Genomic DNA, 22,888 nt, shown 5'->3' on the forward strand with positions numbered 1-22,888 from the left:
TTTGATTACGTGCCTATTGTTCTTTACGTTTGAATTTGAATCCGAATACACCTAAGACCGCCACTAACAGTGCAACACCCCAGAATGGTGAGGTTTGTTCACGACTGTTGGTCTGTGGCAAGTCAGCAGCGGCTGATTTCGTCACTACTGGCTGATCTGCCTGTGTGCCCGTCTTGGCGGTTAAGTCCACCTTAGCGGCCGCGCCACCCTTGGCCACAGTCGCAACCTTTTTACCACTAACAAGCTGAGCGGCCTGACCACCATTTGTCGCTTTCTTAGCAGCCGCCGCTTTTTTACCAGCTGGCTTAGCGGTTGGTTTAGTCGGCTTGGTCGTTGGCTTATCCGTATCCGGCGTGACTTTATCGGCATCCCCACCCGACTTAGCATAAACGTAGGTCACAGTGAAGTCACTGTCCCCCAGTGTCCCACTAGCATTGGCTGGTGTTGTGACCAACTCGTACCCATCCAAAACGTTCGCCGCTGGACTAGTCGTGTAGGTGTCGCCGGCCTTCCCGGTTACCAGTACATCCGGTGCGACCGTGGTCCCATCCGCCGTTTGATAGTGAACGGTGACCATGATTGTTTGGTCTGGCGTGACAACTGGCGGTGTAACATCTGGAGGCGTGACCGTGCCAGCGTTTTTGGTATAAACGTAAGTGACGTCAATCGCCGTATCACCATAGGTTCCCGTTGCATTCTCTGGCGTTGTCTTCAAAGTGTAGTCCTTAATGGCCCAAGGCTCCGTTGTATAAGGATCACCAACCATGCCATCCGGCAATACCTTAACCGGCGCAATCTCTTTTCCCTCCGTATCCTGATAGTGAATGGTAATTGCTTGTGCTTTAGCAGCAATGGTATATGGCGTATAAACAGAAAAGTCCAATGCCCCATTTCCGTTATTTCCCTCAAAGTAAGACTGACTCAAATAGTAAGAGTAAGGGAGTTGATACGTTGTGAACCCGTCAAATCGAACAGCGGTTGAACCCGGCATAACCTGATCAGGAATTTCTGAGTAAACGATATTCCCGCCAACAACAGTATCTATACCAGCTGGCAAAAAGTTATAAACTTCTGTCGTGGTGTGGTAAGCCCACCCATAACCGATTTTAGGTGTCAACGTCGACTGATAGTTTTGTGGCAATTTAACCACAATCGGGGTCGTATATGTTCGTGATTCCCCGTCAACTACAACTGGATCATTTATAATCAGTTGGTTGTTGAAAGTGAACCGCTTAGTATATTGAGCCGCATTCAACGAAGATAAATCAGAGATATAGTTGTACGGAATCTCCAATTCAATAATGTTCTTCAGCCCCGCAATCGGCGATATATCAGTAATCCGGTTACTAGTTAATTGTAAATACGTCAGCTTAAATAAGGCACTGAGCGGAGTGATATCCGTAATATCCCCGTTATACCAACCTTCTCCAAGATTTAAATTATTAATTAAATCGAGTGAGGTCAAGTTCGTGGCATACTGCAGACCCTCCAAAGAAAATGAAGTTTTTCCATCAATATAAGTTGACGTCCAATTTTCAGAGAATTGTCCATTATCCGTAGACAATGTTGTCAGCAATAACATGTCATCTTTTGTAATCTCACTCGCATCAGCCCATGTCTTCCCAAGCTTACTATTATTTAACGTCCATAAAACCATACCCTGAAGGCGTTTATTCGGCATCCACTCATCAATCGACTGGTCCGCCTGCACGGCTGCAGTAACGGGAGCCGCCGTCACGGCTTGTGGCACTGGCATCGACCGCAAGCGTGGATTAACTTTGGCCTTTGGCGGCATCACTTCGGTTACCGGTTTAACGTCGTTTGTCTCGTCTTGGACTGCGGTGACCTTGTTGGCCGAAGACACCTCAGGATCCCCCACCGGTGCTGGCTCTGCGGCTGGTTCGCCTGTATGCTGGTTGTCTTGTGACTCTTCGACAACGGGCGGCGTGGTTTCCGGTTCCGCTGGCGTCTGCTTTTCTGCCGCATCAGTCGCAGACTTTTCAGCGTCCGGCGTCACGTTCTCTTCGGGTTCATCCGCAACGGGCGGAACCGTCTCGTCTTTCTGAACCACCGCCGTCTTCAGTGTAACCTGTTGTTCTTGGGTGGCCGGCTGTTGCACGACCTGCTGAGTATCATTTTGTACCGCATCGTTATCAGCCGTATCCGCATGAGCCGTCTCGGTTCCCACCGTCGTGACCAAGAAGAAGCTAGTTAGGATCCCCGCAAAAATCCAAGTTTTCCCCTTCTTGTACATCTTATAATGTTCTGATCCACCGCACTGTTTCAACATCATACTCACTCCCTAAGTACTTGTCCGCACGCTTCACACTCACCTATTAATTTAGCATCTCAATTAATTCTCTCCCTATTGGTCATTATATTGATTAACTCATAGAATGTCCACACCCCAAAAACCGTTTATGACATGCTACAAAGTTATTATTAAAATGTAAGCGACTGAAACTACCATCAAGCTTGACTTCTAAATAAACAATCTACTAGCTAGCCATCAATAAATTAGTTTGTTTTTCATGGGTACATCATCAGAAAGCTGTAACAAAAAACGAACCAAGCATTTCCGCTCAGTCCGTTCCGTCATTCTGCTTATTGTTCTTTGCGCTTGAGCTTAAATCCAAATACGCCTAAGACCGCCACTAACAGTGCGACACCCCAGAATGGTGAGGTCTGTTCACTACTGTTGGTTTGTGGCAGGTCGGCCGCAGCTGATTTTGAAATCGCCGGGTGATCTGCTTGCGTGCCCGCCTTGGCAGTTAAGTCTACCTTAGCGGCGGCGCCACCCTTGGCCACAGTCGCGATGGTCTTGCCACCACGTTTGCTAGTCAAGGCATCTGCTTGACCACCGGCCTGAGTCTTCTTAGCCGGCGTCTTCTGCGTCGCAGCTGGCTTAGTGGCAGGCTTGGTTCCTGGTTTCGTCGGCTTGGTCGTTGGCTTGTCCGTATCCGGCGTGACCTTGTCGCCATCTCCGCCAGTCTCTTCGTAAACGTAAGTCACGGAGAAGTCGCTGTCGCCTAATGTCCCGCTGGCATTGGCTGGCGTAGTCACTAGCTTGTACCCATCCGGCACGTTAGCCGCTGGACTGGTCGTGTAGGTGTCGCCGGCCTTCCCAGTTACCAGCTCATCCGGTGCGACCGTGGTGCCGTCCGCCGTTTGATAGTGAACGGTGACCGTGATCGTTTGGTCTGGTGTGACAACTGGTGGTGTGACGGTCCCAGCGTTCTTGGTGTACACGAAGGTCACCTCAGTCGGCGTATCCGTGTAGGTCCCTTGGGCATCCCCCTGCGTTTCCTTGTAGGTGTACCCGGTGATGTCAGGATGGGCAATGTCATAAGTCGTCCCCACCTGACCAGAAGCCACCGTGTCGGCTTGAATCGTCGTCCCGGCTTCATCTTGGTAATGTACGGTCACGGATGATGTAGCTTCCTTGTAAACGAAGGTCACCGTCTGGGCCGTGTCGGAGAAGGTCCCGGTCGCGTTGGCTGGCGTTTCAGTCAGTTCATAGCCGGCAAATTCCTTCGTTGGTGCCGTGTAGCCTTCACCAATTAGCCCGGTTAAGGTTTCCGGGTCAGCCAATTTCTGGCCAGACTCATCAACGTAATTGACCGTTACGTCTTCGGCATAGTTGGCGACAACATATGGGGTAAATACATCAGCAACCTCATTACCACTATCATCAAGATAGACCGAAATCAGATAGAAAGTATAGGGATTTTGAAGAACTGTATACCCTTCATAGGGGCTGACCGTTGGACCAGGCATAATTTGATTTTGAACTACTCGAAAATCAATCTGGTTTCCCGTAAGCGTACTAGATCCGCCACTATAAAAGAGTCCAACTTTTCCATTAGGCGAAGTCGCAGGGGTAATTGGTATGCCTTTACTGGCAGAACCAGCATACGTAAAGCTTTGACCTTGAGGGGCCTTAACCAGATTTTCCATTGAGTACAGACCGGTTACTGGAATATAAACAACTGGCCGCAGAACAAACTGTCCCGAAACCCCTAAATACTTAGTGTACTGGGCACTGTTTAAAGACGAAAAGTCTGCAATACAATCATTGCTAAGGTTCAAATCTGTTATCTTCTTCAGCCCTGCTAAAGGTGTAATGTCAGACACTCGTTGACTGCTAAGTTGTAACCGTTGCAAATTAACAAGGCTTGCCAGCGGTGTGATATCTACAATGTCTCCACGCATTGATGCAGGTGACAAATCCAGACTATTTAATAAATCTAAATTCGTTAAATTAGTTGCATACTGAAGTCCTTCCAAAGAGAACTCCGTTTTTCCATCAATATAGGTCGAAACACTTTGGAAATCTAAACGTGTAAAGTTCAGCATATCTGCCTTGGTGATATCATCAACGCTATTCCAAGTTTTCCCATACCCACCTGCATTCAACTGCTTCAGAATGAAGTTTTGTAATGTCTTATTCGGCATCCACTGATCAATCGACTCCTCAGCCTCAGCGACGGGTTGTGCTGCCGTCACAGCTGGCGTTGGTGTTGGCGCAGCCATTGACCGCAACCGTGGATTGACCTTTTTAACCGTATTAACTGGCGGCACTGATTGCTCGTCAGTTGTCGACGCGACCTCATTATTGGTCTGGTCGATTGGTGCGTCTGCGGCAGGTTTTTCGGTCACCTTACTGTCGTCCGTCGCGCCCGCTTTGTCTGTGCCTGGCGTTGGCGCTGCTGGTAAATCAGCGTCCCCGTTTTTGTCCGCCGTGTCGCCATCTGAATCGTTGGTTTTATCCGTAGCCGGCGTTGTTTCTGTCTCCTTAGCTGGCACCGTCACTGGATCTTTCGTTCCATCACTCGACGTTGTTGTCTCATTGGTAGTTCCAGTGGCTTCCTTAACCGTCGTATCGGCCGGCGTCTGTGAGTGTTGCTGCTGACCGAGTGTCACCTGTTTCGCTGGTTTCACCGATTCCTGGGTCGCTGTCTCTTCATCGATCGTGGCGGCTTCGCTAGTATCCGCATGGGCCGTCTGACCGCCGAAAGCCCCCAAGGCTAACGTGGCTGTGACGATGCTGGCAAAAATCCAGGTTTTCCCTTTTTTATACATCTTATAGTGTTCTTTGGTATTAAACATAAATAACAGTCCCCTCTAAAAACATGTTATCGTAGTTCACTCGCCGCATGAGTAGTTGTTGATCCACCCGTTTTTGATGCAAAACGGTCTATGCTCTTTACAAATATAATTATAGCCACTTCGCCCCTTAAAATCTACTAAATGGGCAAAACGTTTAACAGTGGTATTCGTCAATTCGACTAATTTACACACAAGATAAAATTGTGATTTAATTGCCTACGTCACGGTCACCATAGCAAGTAATACGGTTTAACCTTTTCACAAAGTCTGGCCGTTTTTTCGTGAAAATTGTTATGTTACAAATTTTAAATTGTGTAGAAAGAAAGGCTATTGACCAATCCTACCGAGAGGGCCCTAACTGGCCCCTTTTACAAAATACCGTGCCAACCAACCCCTCCCAGTAGGTGGTGCCACCAGAACGTGCTACACTCAATGCAACAAATCTCGAGGGGGGCCTCCACCATGTTATGTGATGCGCATTGTCATCTGGATGGCAGTTCTGAACTCGCCGCACTCCAACGCGACGAACACATTTTAGCCTTGATCAATTGTTAGTCACCCACCGAATGGGAAACCAATCGTCAGCTCATCGACGGCCATCAGCCATTGAGCTTTGGCATTCATCCCTGGCAGGCCACCGAACTGCGCTGGTCCGAGGTCACGCCCTACCTGGAAGCCACCAACATCATTGGCGAAATTGGCATGGACAGCGTTTGGACGGACGTGAATCTGCTGGAGCAGGCGCGTATTTTCGAGGCCCAGCTCCGGTTCGCCCACGACCACCGCAAACCGGTCGTGCTCCACACCAAGGGCTGTGAGCGCGCCGTCTTGACCAATATTCAGAAATACCCCAACCGCTACCTGGTTCACTGGTACGCCTCACCCGAGTATCAAGCAGATTATATCCGACTCGATTGTTACTTCACGATTGGCCCCGATGTTCTGACCGATCCGGCCGTCACCCAGTTGGCCAAGACCATTCCCCTCAACCGTCTCCTGGTTGAAACGGACGGTCTGGCCGCCGTGACATGGGCCCAGCACCGCCCGGTCACGGTGACGGACTACCCCATGATTCTCAAGCAGAGTCTGCGCATCATTGCCAATCTACGGGGCATGGCGCCGGCCGAGTTGGAAGCCAACGTTTATCAAAACCTCCAGCAATTTCTGTCATGACAGCACAAAAAGAGACGACCAGGGAATTCCCGGTCGCCTCTTTTTAGCGCTTTAAAGCCTTAATCCATTAGTTGTTAAGCGTTGCATTTAAGCAATGAATCTTATTTCGGACGGACTTGGTCACGCCTTTGAAAAGCAAGTGACCAAACCAACGACTAACCAGTCGATTTCGACCGAAAAATGGTTAATAAGTAATCCAGTATTGCAGGCCGGCAGCTAAGATCCCACCAACCAGTGGGCCACACATTGGTACCCAAGCGTAGCTCCATTCAGCCGTTCCCTTGTGAGGGATTGGTAAGATGGTGTAAGCCAGACGAGGACCCCAGTCACGGGCAGGGTTCAAAGCGAACCCAGTCGTGGAACCTAAGCCCATCCCGACAACCATGATAACCAGACCAACGACGAACGGCTTCAAGCCGGCCGTGAAGTTCCCTAAGTTCAAGAGAACGAAGACGAAGGCCCAAGTGGCGATTGTTTCAGAGAGAAAGTTGTACAGTGGGTTCTTGATAGCGGGCTTCGTGGAGAAGATTCCCACGTGGTTACCGCTGGCTTCGTCAGGAGAATCTTTAAAATGAGGATAATATTGAATTGCAACTAACGCGGCCCCGACGAAGGCCCCCAAGAATTGACCCAACAGGTAAGGCACAACGTCCGCCCATGGGAAGTAACCAAACAGCGCGAACCCAATGGTAACGGCTGGGTTCAAGTGGCCTTGTGAACCGAGTAACCCGGCAACATAGACCCCCATTGTCACGGCCATACCCCAGGCCACACACACGTAGGTCCAGTTTGACCCTTTAGCGTAGGACTTGTTCAAGTTAACACTAGCCATGGTCCCAACACCCAAAAGAATCAAAACCAGGGTTCCAAAAAACTCACCAATAAAGCCATTCATAAAATAACACCCTCCTCTTAATATGTAATGGAATTAATAAGCGCTACGGATAGTCTAACACAATCTGTAAGGATTGTAGATACTGAAATGTTAACGGTTACAGATTAACTGCTTAATATGAGAATTTGATGTGAATTCTGTCAAAGTTTGTTACCGCAACTAACCGCCGTCCCGGCACAGCTTAGGTCGACTTTTTGGTGACTAGTTTCCATGAACTTTTTGAACAATTAGAGCCTGATGACAACTAGTCTCGTCATTTTACCCAAGTCATCCAACCCTTGTTACATTACTGACATACACACAATGGTAACCGCAATGATGTCACCCCGTAATCAATTTGTTACAGCCATACGTTATCTTAGAAGGAGTAGCAAGCACCACAAATATCTTACATATGAGGGATTAAAATGATGAAAACACTTAAAAAAGTTAGTTTGGCCGTGGCCTTCGCCGCTGCCTTAGTGCCCGCACTGCACCAAACCACCGCGCAGGCCAATAGCACCAACACCATCGTCAGCACCAGCAATATGACCGACACCGCCTACACGCGCAAGAGCGCGACCGGTTGGACCTACAACCTAAGTGGCAGTGCCAGCGATATGAAATTTGGGCAGAAAACGCACTACTTAAAGAACTACCCCAACACCACGTGGCACGCCACTAAGAAGCGCTATATCGTCAAGAAGGACGGCGTGAAGTACCTGTACTACTACGTCACCAACGGCAAGAAGACCGCTTCCGGCTGGATCTGGCACGGTTACCTGCAGAAGAAGAGCTACGCCCACACCAGCACCGCCACGACCGGTAACGGCACGTACAGCGCCATTTACAGTGAGGCTAAGTCCCTGCTGGGTAAGCCTTACGTGTACGGCGCTAATGGCCCCAGCTCATTTGACTGTTCCGGCTTTACCAAGTATGTCTACAATAAGGCCATTGGCCAGACGCTGCCCCGGACGGCCCAATCCCAGTACGACACCTACACCCACGTGAGCGCCGCCAACGCCAAGGCCGGCGACCTGATTTTCTTCGGCACTAGCAAGAACAACATCAGCCACGTCGGTATCTACAAGGGTGGCAACAAGATGATCGACGCCCAACTCCGCGGCGTGGTCAACGAAGCTACCAACGTTTCGTGGTGGCATACGGTGGGATATTCCCGGCCGGCTAGTTTGAGCTAAGATTAAACACAATCGATGATGACCGTGAGAAGTCGCGGTCTTTTTTTGCGCAATCGGACTATCGATGAGTAAAGTTCGACCACCACACAAGCTGTGGCAGTGCTTTTCTGGTCTAGCCGTTGTCAGCGACCAGAGGCAACTTCGCGGACGCAGCTGTGTCGATGGCGTTGGCTGGGGTCTTTCCCAGCCGACACCATGGGACGACCTTGGAAACTCGCGGTTCTGGCGAGGTTTCAAGGCGAGCCGGAGGACCGCTCCCCAGGCCGCAGGCGTTTCCCACAGCAGTGGGAGCGAAGATTGCCGCCGGGAGCGAAAATCAGTGACCAACAGAAAAAGCACCGCCACAAAATTGTGTCGGTGCTCGGTCATCTACTCTTCTATTATGCTGGTGTTAAGCCAGAGCGGTATTGTTGTTCCCGCCGTTTAAAATCTTGAAGAAACTGGCCAGTTCCTTCTTACGGTAAGCGGCTGGCACGAATTCCCGGATGGTTTCCAGGTCGAAGCCAGTGGCTAACTTGTTCTGATCGACGACAATCGGGTTCTTTAAAATCCCCGGATTCTTTTGCAAGAGATCAACGAGTTCGTTCATCCCCATGTCTTGTACGGACGCAGGCAAGGCCTTGTAAGCCTTAGAACGCGTTGAGATCAGGTCGTCGGTGCCTTCTTCAGTTAAAGAAAGCATGTAAAGAATTTCATCCTTGGTTAAAGGTTGTTTTTTAATGTCACGAGCGGTAAAGATGGCATCGTGGTTCGCCAACCATTTCATGGCTTTAGTTACCGCAGTCGTTTTAGCGTGAAAGTACATTTTGATCATAGAATCGCCCTCCAATTGATTATCTTCGATGAGGTACTTGGATTAGCACTCTTTTGTTTGAGTGCTAATTATGCTTCTCATTGTACACCACAATCTGGAATGATGAAACCCATTTTACTCGGTCTAGGCCACCTTTTAACAATTTCTTCAGATTCTCACGATTGGCTAGCCTGTTCGTCCACTTTTCATGGGCTTACAATACACTCTATCAGGGGAATGCAACCGTTTTACGGTGGAAAGGTGAAGATTGTTTGAAGATGCTCGCTAGAACTTGGAAACAGTGTACCATTTTCAGGAAAACGGTGTCATTGATGTGAATCAAGTTTGAAGGAAAACTTAACAACCCACCGAAAAATTTGTATTCTCCGGTGGGCTGCATTTATATTTACTATCCTTGTTGGTCGACAGCGTTGTAAATCGTGCCGTTAGAAATCTTCCAGCCAATCCCAATCGTCTTGGCTTCAGGGTTGATCAGGTTGTCCCGGTGACCCCAGTTGGACTCAGCATCGTGGTAGAGGTACTGGTCGGCGGCATTGGTACCAGCCTTCTGGTAGTCGCCCACAAAGCCCTCATCGGCCATGTACAGGCATTCAGAGCTCAGGCCCTCGTTGAAGTCGATACCAAATTTAGGCCCTTCTTCAAGGTAGACCGTGTTACCCGCACTATCGTAGTGGGTAATATCGCCTAATTTCGCACAGTCAGCGGCCCGTTGGTTAGCCAAATTCGTCAGCTTAGTCGCAATCGTCAGTGGTGCGGCGCCAGTCTTAGCCCGTTCCTTGTTGACCATGGCTAAGAAATCAGCGTTGGCCGCTTGGGCGTTAAACGTAGACGCCGTGGTCTGCGTCGTGGTCGAGTCGTCGTTCTTCTTCGTCGTAGTCGTGGTGGTCGTCGTCTGGATCGTCTTAGTCGACTTCTTAGGCGCAACCCCCTTCTTTAAATAGCTCCGCAAAATCCAGCCGCGGGCCTTCTTCGTGGTGATGTAACTGTAGACGGCCTTCTTGTGATTAGCCTTGCGAACCGTGCTCTGCTTGGTCACGTACAACGTCGTGTATTTGTAGTTCTTGGCGTGGTGGGCAACCTTGGTCAGCTTATTGGTCTTGTAAATGGTCCCCTTCGTGGCATGGTAGGCGGTCTTCTTGACCTTCTTGGTACTGATTACCTTGACGCCAGTCTTGGCCGCAGCCGGCGTGGTTGTGGCACTTAGACCGACCGTCGCAACGGCCAGAATGGTTAAAGCTAAATAAAACTTTTTCATCTTGTTTTCCTCCTGAAAATTCATTTTAAAATCCTATGTACAAAACGAGGTAATCGGTCGAATTGAAATTACTGTCAATTCACAACCGTTCACCTCGTTAAATATATCACTTACGCTAAAACGGCGCAAACTGGGGTGTTAATAGTTACCGCAGAACGTCTTCCGACTCGCTAGTGTCGGTGATTTTGTCTATGCCTCAGCCCTTAACCCCTTTGCCTGGTGACACCACTTCAGAAATGTTAATTGGTTGGATCATCAGAAACTGGCCACCAAATCGTATCACCAGCTTCTTGGCCTTCTAAGACCCCCATTGCGGTGACCCGGAACCGACCAACCCGCGGAGCAACCGGGATGTTACGGCCATAATCGTAGACATCGACGGTCACCCGCCCCTTCTTGTCCGTATCTGCCATAAATGAAGCCTGCTTGACTTGATGCGAGTCCCGATTGAAGTCCGACAAGTGCCGATTAATCCAGTTATCCAGTTGCTTCGAGGTTAAATGTAGTGCCGAGCTGTTGTCGAAACCAAAGGCCTGCCCCGGTTTGCTAGAAACCTTGTTCAGATTGGCTAGGTCGCTCTCGCCCCCCGCCACGGTCAGTTGTTTATTTTTAAGTGTGACCTTGTAGACATTGAAAAGTCGTCCGCTTGAAGTTGTACGCAACAAATAAGTATTGTCGCTAAGTTGTTTGTAGGTGGTCGCATCGTTGGCCCCCCAACCATTTCCCGTATCATAAACGGTATACTTCGGCGTGAAGCTATCCTTTTGGCCATCGATTCCTTGATCACTGATAAAGAAACGGGTTCGACTGTAAGGCGCCTTCTTTAGTGTTTCGGCATCATCGTACTTGCTTGGCGCCGGCTTATAAATATGTGTCGACCAGGTCCCAATTAGCGCTGTCGGTGCCCCGGTCGTCCAGGACCCATTGGTGTCGCCAACCACGTACGCCCGATTAAACTTGGGCGTGCTGGATTTGAGCCAATAAGATTGATTTGAAGAATACCACGTTAACTTCACGGTAAACTTATCCCCGTTGGTCTGCTTGCCGGTCAACTTATACTCACTAGAATCCCCACTTAGGGTTGTAATCTTTCCGCCAACAATTGTTTTCTGTGCCTTAGAAGATAACCGCCAGTACCAATTGTTATGTTGATAATAGAACTGAGAATACGTCAATTCATTGTGCGATTGGGTACTCGGATCTTCAGCATTCTTCCCCATCAGTGGAGACAACAACGTCGTCAACGCTGAGGGTTTAGGCGTTTCCGCTTTAGTCGCGGTGGCTTGCTTATTGCCAGTCCTGTCGGCAACCTTGGTTGACTGACTGTCCTTGTGACCCGTCTTAGAGTTAGCTTGTCTGCCACACCCAGCACCTACGACGGCAAGTGCCACCAGCAAACTTAGCCATAAAATTCTTCTTTTCATCTTATTCATTAGCTCCCTATGTCCGCTTCAACTGAGTATGCTAAAAGATAATGACCCATTTCATGCATTCCACTACCACCAAGTCTGACTATTCTTAGGTGCATGCTTAAATCTTGTCATCGTAGTCAGCTTGCCAGTCTTACCATTGGCCATTTTTATTTTTTTACTAGTGAGCTTTTGAACCCGGTAATAGTAAGTGTTCATGCCTTTTCCCATGCGGGAATCGTGATACTTACCTTTGATCAAATAGACCTTTCCCATTTTCTTATACTTAGTATGACTGATGGCTGGCGTTGGATCACCCTGGGTATGTTTCATGAACACTGTAGTTTTAGTAGCCTTAGACCACACGCCTGTATGACCCTTGATCTTACTCTTGAACTTTTTGTTCTGAATAAATGTCGGTAAGCCTTTATGCCAAGTCGCAGCCTCTCCGGTTATCGCTGACCCACCAACACTGACAGCGACAACCAGGGCAGATACTCCCGCCTTAATAAACTTGTTCATCTTGTTATTTCTCCTCTTCTGTACGCGTACGCGCGGCTTATTTTCAAAAATTACCTATGTACGAAAACGAGGCAAATTGACTTGTCACCTGTGCCATAACACTTCTGGTTAGTCGGCGTCAGATCACAACCATTCACCCCGTTAAATATATCACTTGCGCTAAAACGGCACAAATTGACTTACATTTATACCCTACTTTTGGACCCGACCATTTACCCGGGGAAAGTGGTAAAAGCGCTGCATTGTGACATACTTTCCCTCATACTTAGTAGTTTTCTTACCGTCAGCAATCTTGATTTTCTTATTGCTTAATTTGCGGACTCGAATGTAACCGTAGACCTTTCCGGATTTGCCAGACATTTTGTTTCTAGCAGTACTGAGCTTGTCATAACCATGAATGATGTAAGTCTTACCAACCTTTTTATACTTTGTTTTAGAAGGTTTATATGGTGCACCACTTTGCGTAGCATGCTCCATTAACGTCGATTTAGTCCCTTTGTACCAAGTGTATTGCGGATCATTTGGATAAGTCATATCAAACTTAGTCCGGTACATCTTGTTCCGAACAATCTTGGGCAACCCCTTATGCCAGGTCGCTGCATCCGCCGTCGTAACTGTCAATCCGCCAAAGCTCACAGCAACTAACGCTGTAACGCCTAATTTCACTAATTTTTTCATTTCAACATTCTCCTCGTATTATCAAAAAATATATCATCCACACAAAAACTGCACAGTTGTTGTCTAGATGCTCCCGAAGAATGCCTTCCGACTAGCCATCGTCGGCAATTTCGTATACTCTTCAGCCCTTTTGCCATTCGGATAATTGCTCCACTTCAACGTCTTACCTTTGACTTTAAAGTAATACTTATTGGTAAAACTATCACCCTTACTTTTTGAGTGAACATATACATAACCATGTTTATTCTTCTTACTGATTGTAAATGTCTTATTCACCTTAACCTTCTTACCCAGCTTCAAGTGTTGGTAAAAATCAGTTGATTTCTGCATCACCCAATTTTTACTCTTGGTTTGTGTGACGTCGGAGAACGAAAAACTATTCTTAGTGAAAGTCACCATATAAAAATCTTCACCTAACGTGCCCCAGCTTCCCCGTAAATTTTTAGGGACAGCTGACAACTTAGCAGCATGGGCCGTCGTTGTCGAAACGCCGGTTGCACCAACAATCCCCAGTCCTAATAATGACAGGGCAAGTGCCATTCTTGATACTGATTTTTTCATATTATTACTCCTTTAGTCAATTTATTAAGCCCTACGTGTTACACCCGAGGATCTAATCCTTTTTTGTACACGTCACTTAAATACTTATCTGGATGAGCCAACTTACTATACTTAAATGTAGCGCTTGAGTAAGCGTTCTTGAAGCCACCGTCATACTTCTCCCAATGCTGATAAAGATGCCCCTTCTTCATCGAATAGGTGTATGTAATCAGTCCCCAATCTGCCATCTTAGTCTTCAGTATCAGTTTCTTACCTTGCTTACTGGTTGTAAACGTCTTATTAACCGTCAATTGGTTAGCCAGCTTCAAAGGTTGCTTGTTATTCCACTTTTTAACAAATTTTCCATGACTAAACGTCCCAAAAGCTATATCGTAAGTCTTGTCCTTCAGAACAACCCGCGTGAGTCCTGGATCTTCATCACCACTAAAATAGAACCAGGTTCCCTGCATACTTTTCGGAATTGTCGTTGCAGCATTCGCAGATGTTGGCAGACTCATCCCTAACCCGAGAGCCCCCAACAACAAACTAACGCTAATCAATACGCCACGTTTCATTTCTTTCACCTCTCCTACTTCAGACTACCAATGCCAAACTCATCGTAAAAATGCTTGGCCGGATTGGCATATTGCGCCAATTCTGACGGATATGCATCCCCCACTGTCGGCCGTCGTTTATTGGTATAGGTCATCTCTCTATGATCCAAAACAATCTGTTTTGAATACCTAGAGGTCATCCGCTTGTACTGGGACTTCACGTAGGAATAACTGTTGTGGCGTGCCGTAATCGTGCGGTAACCCTTTTTATTATTCTTGGCCGAAATCGTGAATGTCTTTTGGTCCCTGACCTTTTTCCCTAGTCGATAAGTCTTGCCACCGTTCCAGTTAGGCGTCCATTTTCCTTTAATAAAGAACCCCTTGGAAATACTGTAGGTCTTGGCTGTCAGCTTGACCCGCATGATTCCCGACTGGCTGTTCAACTCGTACCAGGTTCCCCACAAGGACTTCGGCACAGAATTGCCCAGCTTGGTCGCTGCGTTAGCCGTTGTCCCAGCTAATCCCACGCTAGCCAGTGTCACCAACGCCAGACCAGCGCGCAACAACTGCTTATGTAATCTTGTCATTTTCAATCCTCCATGATGCATCTACACTCAGCGGACACATCTTTATTCGGTGTTTACGTCACATTCTGTCATTGAAGCGCTTCACAAACACCGTGTAAAGCCTAGCAAACTAAAACGGTCGATAATACTATTCCTGACCTGGAATAATGCATGTAACTCTACATTTCGTACCTCAAACAAAAAAACGCCCGCAACTATCTCAAGTTAACTTGTCCTAATCCATATACGTGTTGACGATTTTCTTAGTCACCGGGAAGAACATGTCCGTTCGCTTAGAGTTGTCAGAAAATTTGGTGATCATTTTTAACTTGGTTTTGTTGTGAACTTTAACGCGTTTAACCTTCATTACATATTTATTATACTGATCCAAGGTCGTCAGCGTCCGGTAACCATTCCTGTCCGCCTTTTTGCTCAACGTAAAGGTCTTATTCTTTTTTAACTTCTTGCCTAGTTTCAGCGTATGCTTCTCGCTATTCACACGCCATTTACCATGTTGATACACCCCAAGAGTGTTGGTATAAGTCTTGGCTGTAATCTTAACTCTATTCGCACCGCCATCGCCTTTTCCCCAAGCAAACCAGGTATTTCTCAAGGACTGAGGCACTGTCCGTGTTGCGGCATTAGCCGTCGCTCCAGGGATTGCGGCCCCAACCGTTGCTACCGTCATCAAGGCCAGACCAGCATGCAGTAATTGCTTATGTAATCTTGTCATCTATGATATCCTCCACGATGTGCCAGCCGAATCACTGAACACATTTTATTAGGCGCAAGAGAAATTTCCCAAAGATTCGGACAATTCACAAGCACCGCAACAATCGTAGCAAAACCCCACGGCCGATAACACTATTTCCGACCAGTAGAGTTGCTTGCATCTCTGCATGCTGTTATTGCACAAAAAAGGCCCAACCCGCAAATACACAGGTTGGACCTCGTAAAACTATTTACAAAATCATCACACGAACAAAGACATGGTTAAACCAGTCTCAGCCGAGAGGACGGCAAAAATGGGGTCAGCCGTGGGATTAAAAAAGCGACGGCACCTGCCGTCGCTTCTTTAATGGCGTCTTTGAAACGCGTTACTCAGCGGTTCAAAGCGAGCACAGAGACCGCTCTTTGGCTCTGGGCGTCCTGCCCACAGCGTTCCGCCCCATTTTTGCCGTCCGGTAAGGCGAGGAAAATGGTTTATGAATCGAGATCGAAGGCTAGGGCACGCGTCCACAACCCATTACTCATTTGGTAATAAGTCGTGACCTTGCCGTCAGAATCGGTCCGCTTAACTCGGTGGGTAATCGTCACCCGCCGCTCGGAGATGTCTGCCGTGGTTCCCTTTTGCTTGGCTAACATCGGATCGTTAAATGGCAGCGTGTAAACCGGGTAAATCTTCATCAGCGTTAAGTCTCGACTGTATTCTTCGTTTGAGAAGGTATCGAATTGCAAGGCACCCTTGCGAATCCAGTACTTGGTCGTGGACTTCTTGCTGAAGCGGATGCGGTACCAGTCGCCGGTATCGGCCGTGGCCCGCATATCCACGTAAACGCGCATCTTCTTTTGCTTCTTCCAGTTGTACTTCATGATATTCCAGTTCTTGTGACCGCGAATATGGTTGTACAGGGAGTAAGTCGCGAAGTTGGCTTTGAGCTCAGCGTGTTGGGTGTCTAACCCGCCCACATACTTTTCACTCTTGTTAGTTTGCTTACGCTTCTTCAGCTTTTGCTTGTCTTTGTTGGGCTTGCTAGTTGAGTTGGAACCAGATGGCTTGTTGACCGTCGTGTCGGTGATGGTCTGTTGCGAGGTCACATTGGTGTCGACCACACTACCCTTGGTAATCTTGTTGTCATGGATGTCAATACCAGCGCTAGTCAATGGGAAGTTTCCCTTCACAAACGTGGCACCCAATTTCTGGGTGATGGCATTGTTCCCGGTGATGGTGACGTCCGTCATCGGGTTATCATCGGACGTGCTATCCAAGTAAACGTACTGCTTGGTAGGGTTAACGTTGGTAAACGTGTTGTCCGTGATGTTCAGGTTGGTCATCGTGTAATCGGGTTCGGAGTTCAACAGGTAAATGTAGTTCCCAGAACCTAACACGTGTTGGTTGATAAATTTGTTACCGGTGATCCACAGGTTAGAAATGCCCTTAAAGTGAATCGTGGCAACGCCATCGTCCATCAGTGGCTTAGGATCAACGACCGTGTTATTGGTGAAGTGGACGTCATGAATGATGCCCGCCTTCCCATGGCCATAGATGGCGTGTTCACCGATTGGGTTAGGCGCGTATGAAGACACTTGCCCGGACTTCTTGGAAACTGGCAAGAACTGGTTGTTGTCGACCGTCACGTCATAACTAGGTAAGTTATCGTATTGGTCGCCCTTGTTCTTGTAAGACATCGCCTTCTTGTTGGAGTAGTCCACTTGAATGGCTTCCTTGAAATCTTGTGAGCCGTTGAATCCGGTGAAAACGGAATTCGTAATATTGACGTTGTGGCTCCCATCGATATCGATGTAGTGGCCAGTCGGTGATTCGGCGTTGTCAAAAACACACTTGTCAAAGTTAACGTTCGTAGCGTGATGGATACTTTGGGTGAAGACACTTTGTCCGGCAGACGTGTTATCGCCTTGGAACGTAGCGCCTTGCCAAGTCACGTTGCTGATACCGCCATCGTAACCGGCTTCCGGACTAGGATAAACAAAGTTCACCCGGTTGCCTTCAGTAATCCGGAAAACGGCACCCTTATCAAACTTAAACGTGATGTTCGAATGTAACTTAATGTTCCCGGCGTCAAAGAGGTAAGTCCCCTTTGGCACATGGATGGTGACACTCCCACTCCACTTGTCGATCATGTTCTGCAAAGCGTCATTGTTCGCCGTCTTGGCGTCCGCAACCATCCCCTGGTGCTTTGCATTAATCGTTGTCGCTGCGTAGGCAACTGACTCGTTCGCGCTCAGACTCGGTAAGACATTGACCGAGCTTAGACCTACTAATGTTGCTCCCGCGGCAACCGTAACCAATAGGCCGAGCTTTTTCCTCAAATTCAAAAAATCCCCTCCAGTTCCAAATTCTTTCTACATGTTCCATTATAGCTAAGACAAGAAAGCGTTGGGCCATCTTAACCAAAATGTCACACGATTGAAAGATTCCAGTCGTAAAGGGGACTTATTTTTTACATGAAAATTAACGTACTTTGTTTACATTTCGCCAACGAACCCCGCCTGGTCAATCCAGAAACGGTCTCGTTTTCGCGGCTGACTACATTAATTGTGAAATGTCATCGTGCAAGCCGTTGAGGCGTTCGACAACTTGACCGCGAACTTGGGTATAAACTTTTACACCATCTGGCGTCAACTTTAAGTTGTGTTGACGACGGTCAACTTGTGAGGCGATGCTTTCGATTAAACCAGCGCGCAGTAACCGAGAGATTTGACCGGAGATCATTGACTTGGAAACGCCAATTTGCCCAGCAAATTTGGTTGGCGTGAATTCTTCCTTTTGGTCAGTGATGGCGTGCAACAAGTTAAATTGTTCCAACGAAATCGTGATATCCTCCGTTTTAATCGTGGTTACTGGCCGCATGATCTTTTGGAGTTGTGAGAACCATTCCAAGGATTGGTTTAAATCGTTCGTTTGCGTCATTAATCTTTCTTCCTTTCTGCATTGCGTTAGCGTGGCTTCTACTATCTGACCCGCTAACCATTTATTATAACCCTTATTTTCAGTCTTTATGTTACCGATTTATTAATAGTTTATAACATATTGATTAAAAACACTAGTAATTAGAACCGTTATTTTCATTCTCTCGTTAACATACACCATTGAATTCCTAACCGGAAGTCTTTATCATTAACATTAGAAATTCTTAAACACATGAAGGAGACCAACATGACACGTATTAAACTGATTGCCACCGACGTTGACGGGACTTTCCTGAATTCACAACGGCAATACAATCACACCCGCTTTGACCAACAACTCACGCGCCTGACGGCCGCTGGCATCCACTTTGTCGTGGCCAGTGGGAACCACTTAGGCCATTTAGAGAAAGTGTTTGCCCCCACGCCCCGCGTCCAAACATTCGTTGCGGAGAATGGTAGCCTGATTGTTAACCAGGGCCAGACCTTGTTAGAAACACCGGTCGATGCCACGGTCGTCAAACAAGTCGTAACTGCCATTCTCGCCGACGTAACGCTGCGGCCACAGGTACTCCGCCTGTCCGGTGCCCATGGCACCTACATTAACCAGACGGACCAGCCCACGGATGCAAAATCTCAGGCATACTTCTTCAATAACGTGGTTCGCGTGCCCGACCTGACGCAGGTCCACGACACCATTTACAAAATCAACGGTGAGTGGCCCAACGAATCCATCCAGCAACTGGCCGCTAAGCTCAACGCCCGGTTCCCGGGACAGATCAACGCCATGGCCAGTGGCTTCGGCAGTATCGACATCGTCGCCGCCCACATGAACAAGGCCATTGGCCTGACCGAACTCGCCAAGACGTGGCACATCGACCCCAGTGAAATCGCTGCTTTTGGGGACAACGATAACGACCGGGAGATGCTGGCTCACGTGGGTCTTGGCGTCGCGATGCAAAACGGAACCGATTCCGTGAAACAGGTCGCCAACTTAATTACCCCAGCCGACAATGATCACGATGGCGTACTAGACGTCATTGAGGCCATTTTAGCCGACGAAGTTTAAAAGTAACTAAACCATTCAAACGGTTAGTTGCTGGTAGCCTGTCTCATTCGTCTGCCCACAGTAGCCGGGCAATCAGCCGCCACATCCGTGGTGAGCTGTGTAGCCGGCCGTGCCCAACGCCGGGAACGTGGTGTTCTTGATACCCAAGCGCACTGTCCGCTAGTAGCGGGCGCAGTGGGGTAATCTGAGACACCGGTACGGACCCATCCGTGAGTCGGCCAGAAAGCGTGCCGTAGACATTGTGAATCATTCCCGTCCCCAGAGCCGACCAGTCGACTGGCGTGGCCCGTAGCCGCTGAAAAGTGGCATCAACGGGGTGATCCGCATCATGTTCGTCAACAGGAGATCCCAAGAGGACTAACCGGTTCAGCCGGGGAACATCCCCCGCCGCACCGTACAATAACAAACTATTAACTGCAGCACTGCCACCCCACGAGTGAGCCACGAGATTATAGGCTTGCACGTGGTCGTGGCTTTTTAAATACCGCAAAATCGCGGTGATCCAGCTAATCTGCTGTTGATAGTCGGCCGTAAACGTATGGTCAAATATCACTTGAATCAGTGGATTATCGGCTTGGCCGGTCCACTTTCCAGTGACATGTAACTCCCCGTGACGGTCGACGCGCACCGTTAACACTTTGTGACCAAATCCGGCTCGAGCCAGCCACCGCAATAACCCATTATAGGTCCACGCGTTGCCACCCCAACCAGGAATAAAGAGTGTCGGCGTTGTCGTGTAAGTGAACCGTGGTCGCCGTCGTCGCAGGGGCTCTGCCGGGGTCGTCTGCCGACTTGCCCAGTGAAACCCCAACCAACTTGCACCCAAAACCATTGGCAACCAACGTAATTTACGCCACATACCGCAACCCTCCTTAAACTAATCCATTATGCCAGTTCTCTCAATTGTACACAAGTGAAATTTCGTTCATAAAACATTTGTCACCGTTAACATTTTTACGTGGAAATTCATCCGCATAAGTTATGGCCTATCTTGGTCAAACAAACGTTGCTTCACGACAGCCTTGTGATTAACCGCACCAATTATTGGTTTTTGTTAGAAATTCATTTGACAATTGTCCGGACAAAAATATATGATAGACTTAAATGAAACCGCTTTAGACAAATAGAAATCGAGGACTTGCTATGCAAACTGCTACGAACCACTGGGATACTTACCAAAATGAAGCCGTCACTGAATACACCATTGAAAATGACAATGGTGTGAAGCTTGCCATCCTGAGCTGGGGAGCCACGTTGCACCAGTTAATGGTGCCGACTGCCAAGGGTGATAAGAATCTGGTGCTATCTTACCACAAGATGGCCGATTACCTAGACAATCCGTTCTACGTTTGCATGGGCATTGGCCGAACTGCTGGCCGGATTACCCGGGGAACTTTCGACTTAGACGGTCAAACCGTTCACGTTGATCCTAATGAAGGAAAGAATACCCTGCATGGTGGTCCCCACGGCTTCAACACGGTCAACTGGGCCGGTAACCTGGACACCACGGACCCCGACAAGGCACGAATCATTTTGACCCACACCTTCAAGAGCACCGACGACTCCTTCCCTGGTGACCTGACCGCTAAAATGATCTACAGTCTGGACAACCACGACCGGGTGACCCTGGCCTTCGAAGCCACTAGCACGGCACTCACCCTCTTCAATCCAACGCTGCACGTCTACTTTAACGTCGGCGATGACCAGTTGATTTCTGGGCAAACGTTGCAGATCAACAGCCAAGAACACCTCGATCTTGACGGCGAAAAATTACCAACCGGGAAGATGGTCGCTAACGCTGGCACCCCTTACGACTTCGCCGACGGTCAAAACTTAGGCAAGGCCATCCGTGGACTCCAAGACATCCCCGAAAAGGGCTTCGATGACGTGTACCACGTGGTTCCGGGCGCCGATGACATGGTCGCTAAATTATCCGATCCGCAATCCAACCGGGCCGTCACCATCAAGTCCAAGCGTAACGGTCTCGTGGTCTTCACCGCGAACTCCTTCACGTCCGACATGAAGTTGACGACTGGTGCTGGCCAGCCTTACATGGGCGTTGCGTTGGAAGCACAAGGACTTCCCGACTCCCAGAACTTCCCTGAATTTGGGGACGTTAAGCTGGCGCCAGGCGAGACCAAGCGCGACGAAATCATCTACGACATCACTTACTAAGCCTTTGATTTTGGTGGGCTAAACGGTCGTTGCCCTCGCCACAGACCTGGTGAAAAGTACGCTGACGCATGCGGTAACTTTCCGTTCCCGGCGGTGGGTTCAAAACGCCCTGCTATGGGGTCGGTTCCAGCCTGAGAAACGGGCTTCCACCTCGACTTTGAGCCGAAGTGCGGTCTCAAAGGTCGTCCCATGCTCTAAGCTGAGAAAAAACCTCAGCTAAGACCATCGACACAGCTGGTCGCCTTGGCCCACCTCTGGTCACTGACACTTACCGTGCTGGCGCATTTTCACCAAGCCTGTGCTGACACAGGTTTAACTCACCATCACGTGCTTACTTGTAGTGATTGGCTTAGCCTATCGTGAGTATTAGCAGAAAGTTTTTCTGCGTGTGTTTTTCTAAAAATAGTTGAAAAAAAATCTGACTTTCCACTTTATGTGGGTGGTCAGATTTTTTTAGCAACGTTAAGTGATTGCGCCTACTAGGAATTTTCGAGTCGCTTCGTTTGACAATTAAATGGCCGCTATGATAAGTTAGTAAAACGTAATCATTACTATTTATAAAGGAGCGACATCTATTCATGGCAAAGAAGTCAAAGATTGCAAAAGCAAAACGGATTGCAAAAACCGTTGAAAAGTACGCGGAACGCCGCGCTGAATTAAAGGCAGCGGGCGATTACGAAGCACTCGCCCTGTTACCGCGGGATGCCTCCCCAACCCGGATGCATCACCGAGACCACCTCGACGGCCGGCCACACGCCTACATGCGCAAGTTCGGGTTATCCCGGTTAAACTTCCGCCAATTAGCCCATCAGGGACAGATTCCCGGGGTCCGGAAGGCTAGCTGGTAGACAGAGTGCGGAGCAAGGCGGTTAACTCCTGAGCATTAACGTCATTAAGTGCCCGACCGGGGGACCCGGTCCGGTGCTTAATGGGGTTAAGCGGAGGGAGTTGCCTTGCGGAGCACGTTTCAGAGGCCGCCAGACTCGGGATAGACAGGCGTAGAACCAGTCAAACGATCTAACACCGTTTCCCGGTCAACGATACAGCCCATTGCCGAACCAAAGTTAAGCGCAGGGGCCTGCCCCGCGTAGCACGTTTCAGAGGCCGCCAGGACCAGGACAGAACCGTGTAGAACCGGTCAAAAGACCTAAAGCCGTTTCCCGGTCAACGGCACAGTCCATTACTAAGACTGAACAAAATTTCAAAATCCAACCCACGTCAAACGCTGCCCGCGGCTCCGTTTGACGTGGGTTTTTCCATGCCGTAAACTTGAGATAACATTGTTCCTAAAAAGGAGAAAATC

At 48.6% G+C, this 22,888-nt stretch carries 20 protein-coding genes; 5 read left to right on the forward strand and 15 right to left on the reverse strand.

Features of this window, described 5'->3' with window-relative positions:
- Window positions 1-13: 13 nt before the first annotated feature.
- Together JUF22_RS00160 and JUF22_RS00165 are read right to left on the reverse strand one after the other, a co-directional pair.
- Window positions 14-2,290: a MucBP domain-containing protein gene (locus JUF22_RS00160; RefSeq protein WP_203642265.1), complete on the reverse strand. Its 2,277-nt coding sequence runs from the start codon at window positions 2,288-2,290 to the stop codon at window positions 14-16.
- A gap of 314 nt (window positions 2,291-2,604) precedes the next feature.
- Window positions 2,605-5,109, reverse strand: a complete 2,505-nt coding sequence (locus JUF22_RS00165; RefSeq protein ID WP_203642266.1) for a MucBP domain-containing protein — start codon at window positions 5,107-5,109, stop codon at window positions 2,605-2,607.
- 588 nt (window positions 5,110-5,697) lie between these two features.
- Here JUF22_RS00165 and JUF22_RS00170 point away from each other — a divergent pair.
- Window positions 5,698-6,282, forward strand: a complete 585-nt coding sequence (locus JUF22_RS00170) for a TatD family hydrolase (RefSeq protein ID WP_373306099.1) — start codon at window positions 5,698-5,700, stop codon at window positions 6,280-6,282.
- Window positions 6,283-6,466: 184 nt separating this feature from the next.
- On the opposite strand, the gene JUF22_RS00175 is transcribed toward JUF22_RS00170, so the two are convergent.
- Complete coding sequence (locus tag JUF22_RS00175) at window positions 6,467-7,177, reverse strand: MIP/aquaporin family protein (RefSeq protein WP_203642267.1); 711 nt, start codon at window positions 7,175-7,177, stop codon at window positions 6,467-6,469.
- A 407-nt stretch (window positions 7,178-7,584) separates the two neighbouring features.
- On the opposite strand from JUF22_RS00175, the gene JUF22_RS00180 reads away from it, so the two are divergent.
- Complete coding sequence (locus JUF22_RS00180) at window positions 7,585-8,355, forward strand: C40 family peptidase (RefSeq protein WP_236000670.1); 771 nt, start codon at window positions 7,585-7,587, stop codon at window positions 8,353-8,355.
- Window positions 8,356-8,746: 391 nt separating this feature from the next.
- Here the strand turns inward: JUF22_RS00180 and JUF22_RS00185 are convergent, their stop codons facing one another.
- The 11 genes from JUF22_RS00185 to JUF22_RS00235 form a co-directional block, all read right to left on the reverse strand.
- Window positions 8,747-9,169, reverse strand: a complete 423-nt coding sequence (locus JUF22_RS00185) for a Spx/MgsR family RNA polymerase-binding regulatory protein (RefSeq protein ID WP_203642269.1) — start codon at window positions 9,167-9,169, stop codon at window positions 8,747-8,749.
- A gap of 388 nt (window positions 9,170-9,557) precedes the next feature.
- Entirely contained in the window at window positions 9,558-10,424 is an 867-nt protein-coding gene (locus tag JUF22_RS00190) for a CAP domain-containing protein (RefSeq protein WP_203642271.1), read from the reverse strand.
- A 239-nt stretch (window positions 10,425-10,663) separates the two neighbouring features.
- Complete coding sequence (locus JUF22_RS00195) at window positions 10,664-11,848, reverse strand: hypothetical protein (protein ID WP_203642273.1); 1,185 nt, start codon at window positions 11,846-11,848, stop codon at window positions 10,664-10,666.
- A gap of 72 nt (window positions 11,849-11,920) precedes the next feature.
- Window positions 11,921-12,355: a hypothetical protein gene (locus JUF22_RS00200; protein ID WP_203642275.1), complete on the reverse strand. Its 435-nt coding sequence runs from the start codon at window positions 12,353-12,355 to the stop codon at window positions 11,921-11,923.
- A gap of 192 nt (window positions 12,356-12,547) precedes the next feature.
- On the reverse strand, window positions 12,548-13,033 hold the full coding sequence (locus JUF22_RS00205; protein ID WP_203642277.1) for a hypothetical protein: 486 nt from the start codon (window positions 13,031-13,033) through the stop codon (window positions 12,548-12,550).
- A 63-nt stretch (window positions 13,034-13,096) separates the two neighbouring features.
- The gene (locus JUF22_RS00210; RefSeq protein ID WP_203642279.1) at window positions 13,097-13,594 is read right to left on the reverse strand and encodes a hypothetical protein; all 498 of its coding nucleotides are present in this window, start codon (window positions 13,592-13,594) and stop codon (window positions 13,097-13,099) included.
- A gap of 38 nt (window positions 13,595-13,632) precedes the next feature.
- The gene (locus tag JUF22_RS00215; RefSeq protein ID WP_203642281.1) at window positions 13,633-14,148 is read right to left on the reverse strand and encodes a hypothetical protein; all 516 of its coding nucleotides are present in this window, start codon (window positions 14,146-14,148) and stop codon (window positions 13,633-13,635) included.
- Between the two features lie 14 nt (window positions 14,149-14,162).
- On the reverse strand, window positions 14,163-14,714 hold the full coding sequence (locus JUF22_RS00220) for a hypothetical protein (RefSeq protein WP_203642283.1): 552 nt from the start codon (window positions 14,712-14,714) through the stop codon (window positions 14,163-14,165).
- A 214-nt stretch (window positions 14,715-14,928) separates the two neighbouring features.
- Window positions 14,929-15,426, reverse strand: coding sequence for a hypothetical protein (locus JUF22_RS00225; RefSeq protein ID WP_203642285.1), 498 nt, complete (start codon window positions 15,424-15,426; stop codon window positions 14,929-14,931).
- Window positions 15,427-15,896: 470 nt separating this feature from the next.
- Complete coding sequence (locus tag JUF22_RS00230) at window positions 15,897-17,750, reverse strand: glycoside hydrolase family protein (protein WP_203642287.1); 1,854 nt, start codon at window positions 17,748-17,750, stop codon at window positions 15,897-15,899.
- A gap of 211 nt (window positions 17,751-17,961) precedes the next feature.
- Window positions 17,962-18,345: a MarR family winged helix-turn-helix transcriptional regulator gene (locus JUF22_RS00235; RefSeq protein ID WP_125764646.1), complete on the reverse strand. Its 384-nt coding sequence runs from the start codon at window positions 18,343-18,345 to the stop codon at window positions 17,962-17,964.
- Between the two features lie 246 nt (window positions 18,346-18,591).
- Between JUF22_RS00235 and JUF22_RS00240 the strand changes: the two genes are divergently transcribed.
- Window positions 18,592-19,410, forward strand: a complete 819-nt coding sequence (locus JUF22_RS00240) for a Cof-type HAD-IIB family hydrolase (protein WP_203642289.1) — start codon at window positions 18,592-18,594, stop codon at window positions 19,408-19,410.
- Window positions 19,411-19,453: 43 nt separating this feature from the next.
- Here the strand turns inward: JUF22_RS00240 and JUF22_RS00245 are convergent, their stop codons facing one another.
- Window positions 19,454-20,269: an alpha/beta hydrolase gene (locus JUF22_RS00245; RefSeq protein WP_203642291.1), complete on the reverse strand. Its 816-nt coding sequence runs from the start codon at window positions 20,267-20,269 to the stop codon at window positions 19,454-19,456.
- A 284-nt stretch (window positions 20,270-20,553) separates the two neighbouring features.
- On the opposite strand from JUF22_RS00245, the gene JUF22_RS00250 reads away from it, so the two are divergent.
- Both JUF22_RS00250 and rpsN read left to right on the forward strand, forming a co-directional pair.
- Entirely contained in the window at window positions 20,554-21,585 is a 1,032-nt protein-coding gene (locus tag JUF22_RS00250) for an aldose epimerase family protein (protein WP_125764640.1), read from the forward strand.
- 578 nt (window positions 21,586-22,163) lie between these two features.
- A complete protein-coding gene (gene rpsN, locus JUF22_RS00255; protein ID WP_203642293.1) occupies window positions 22,164-22,433 on the forward strand; it encodes a 30S ribosomal protein S14 in 270 nt (89 codons plus the stop codon).
- Window positions 22,434-22,888: the final 455 nt, after the last annotated feature.

This window comes from Levilactobacillus lanxiensis, assembly GCF_016861655.1.
GTDB lineage: Bacteria > Bacillota > Bacilli > Lactobacillales > Lactobacillaceae > Levilactobacillus > Levilactobacillus lanxiensis.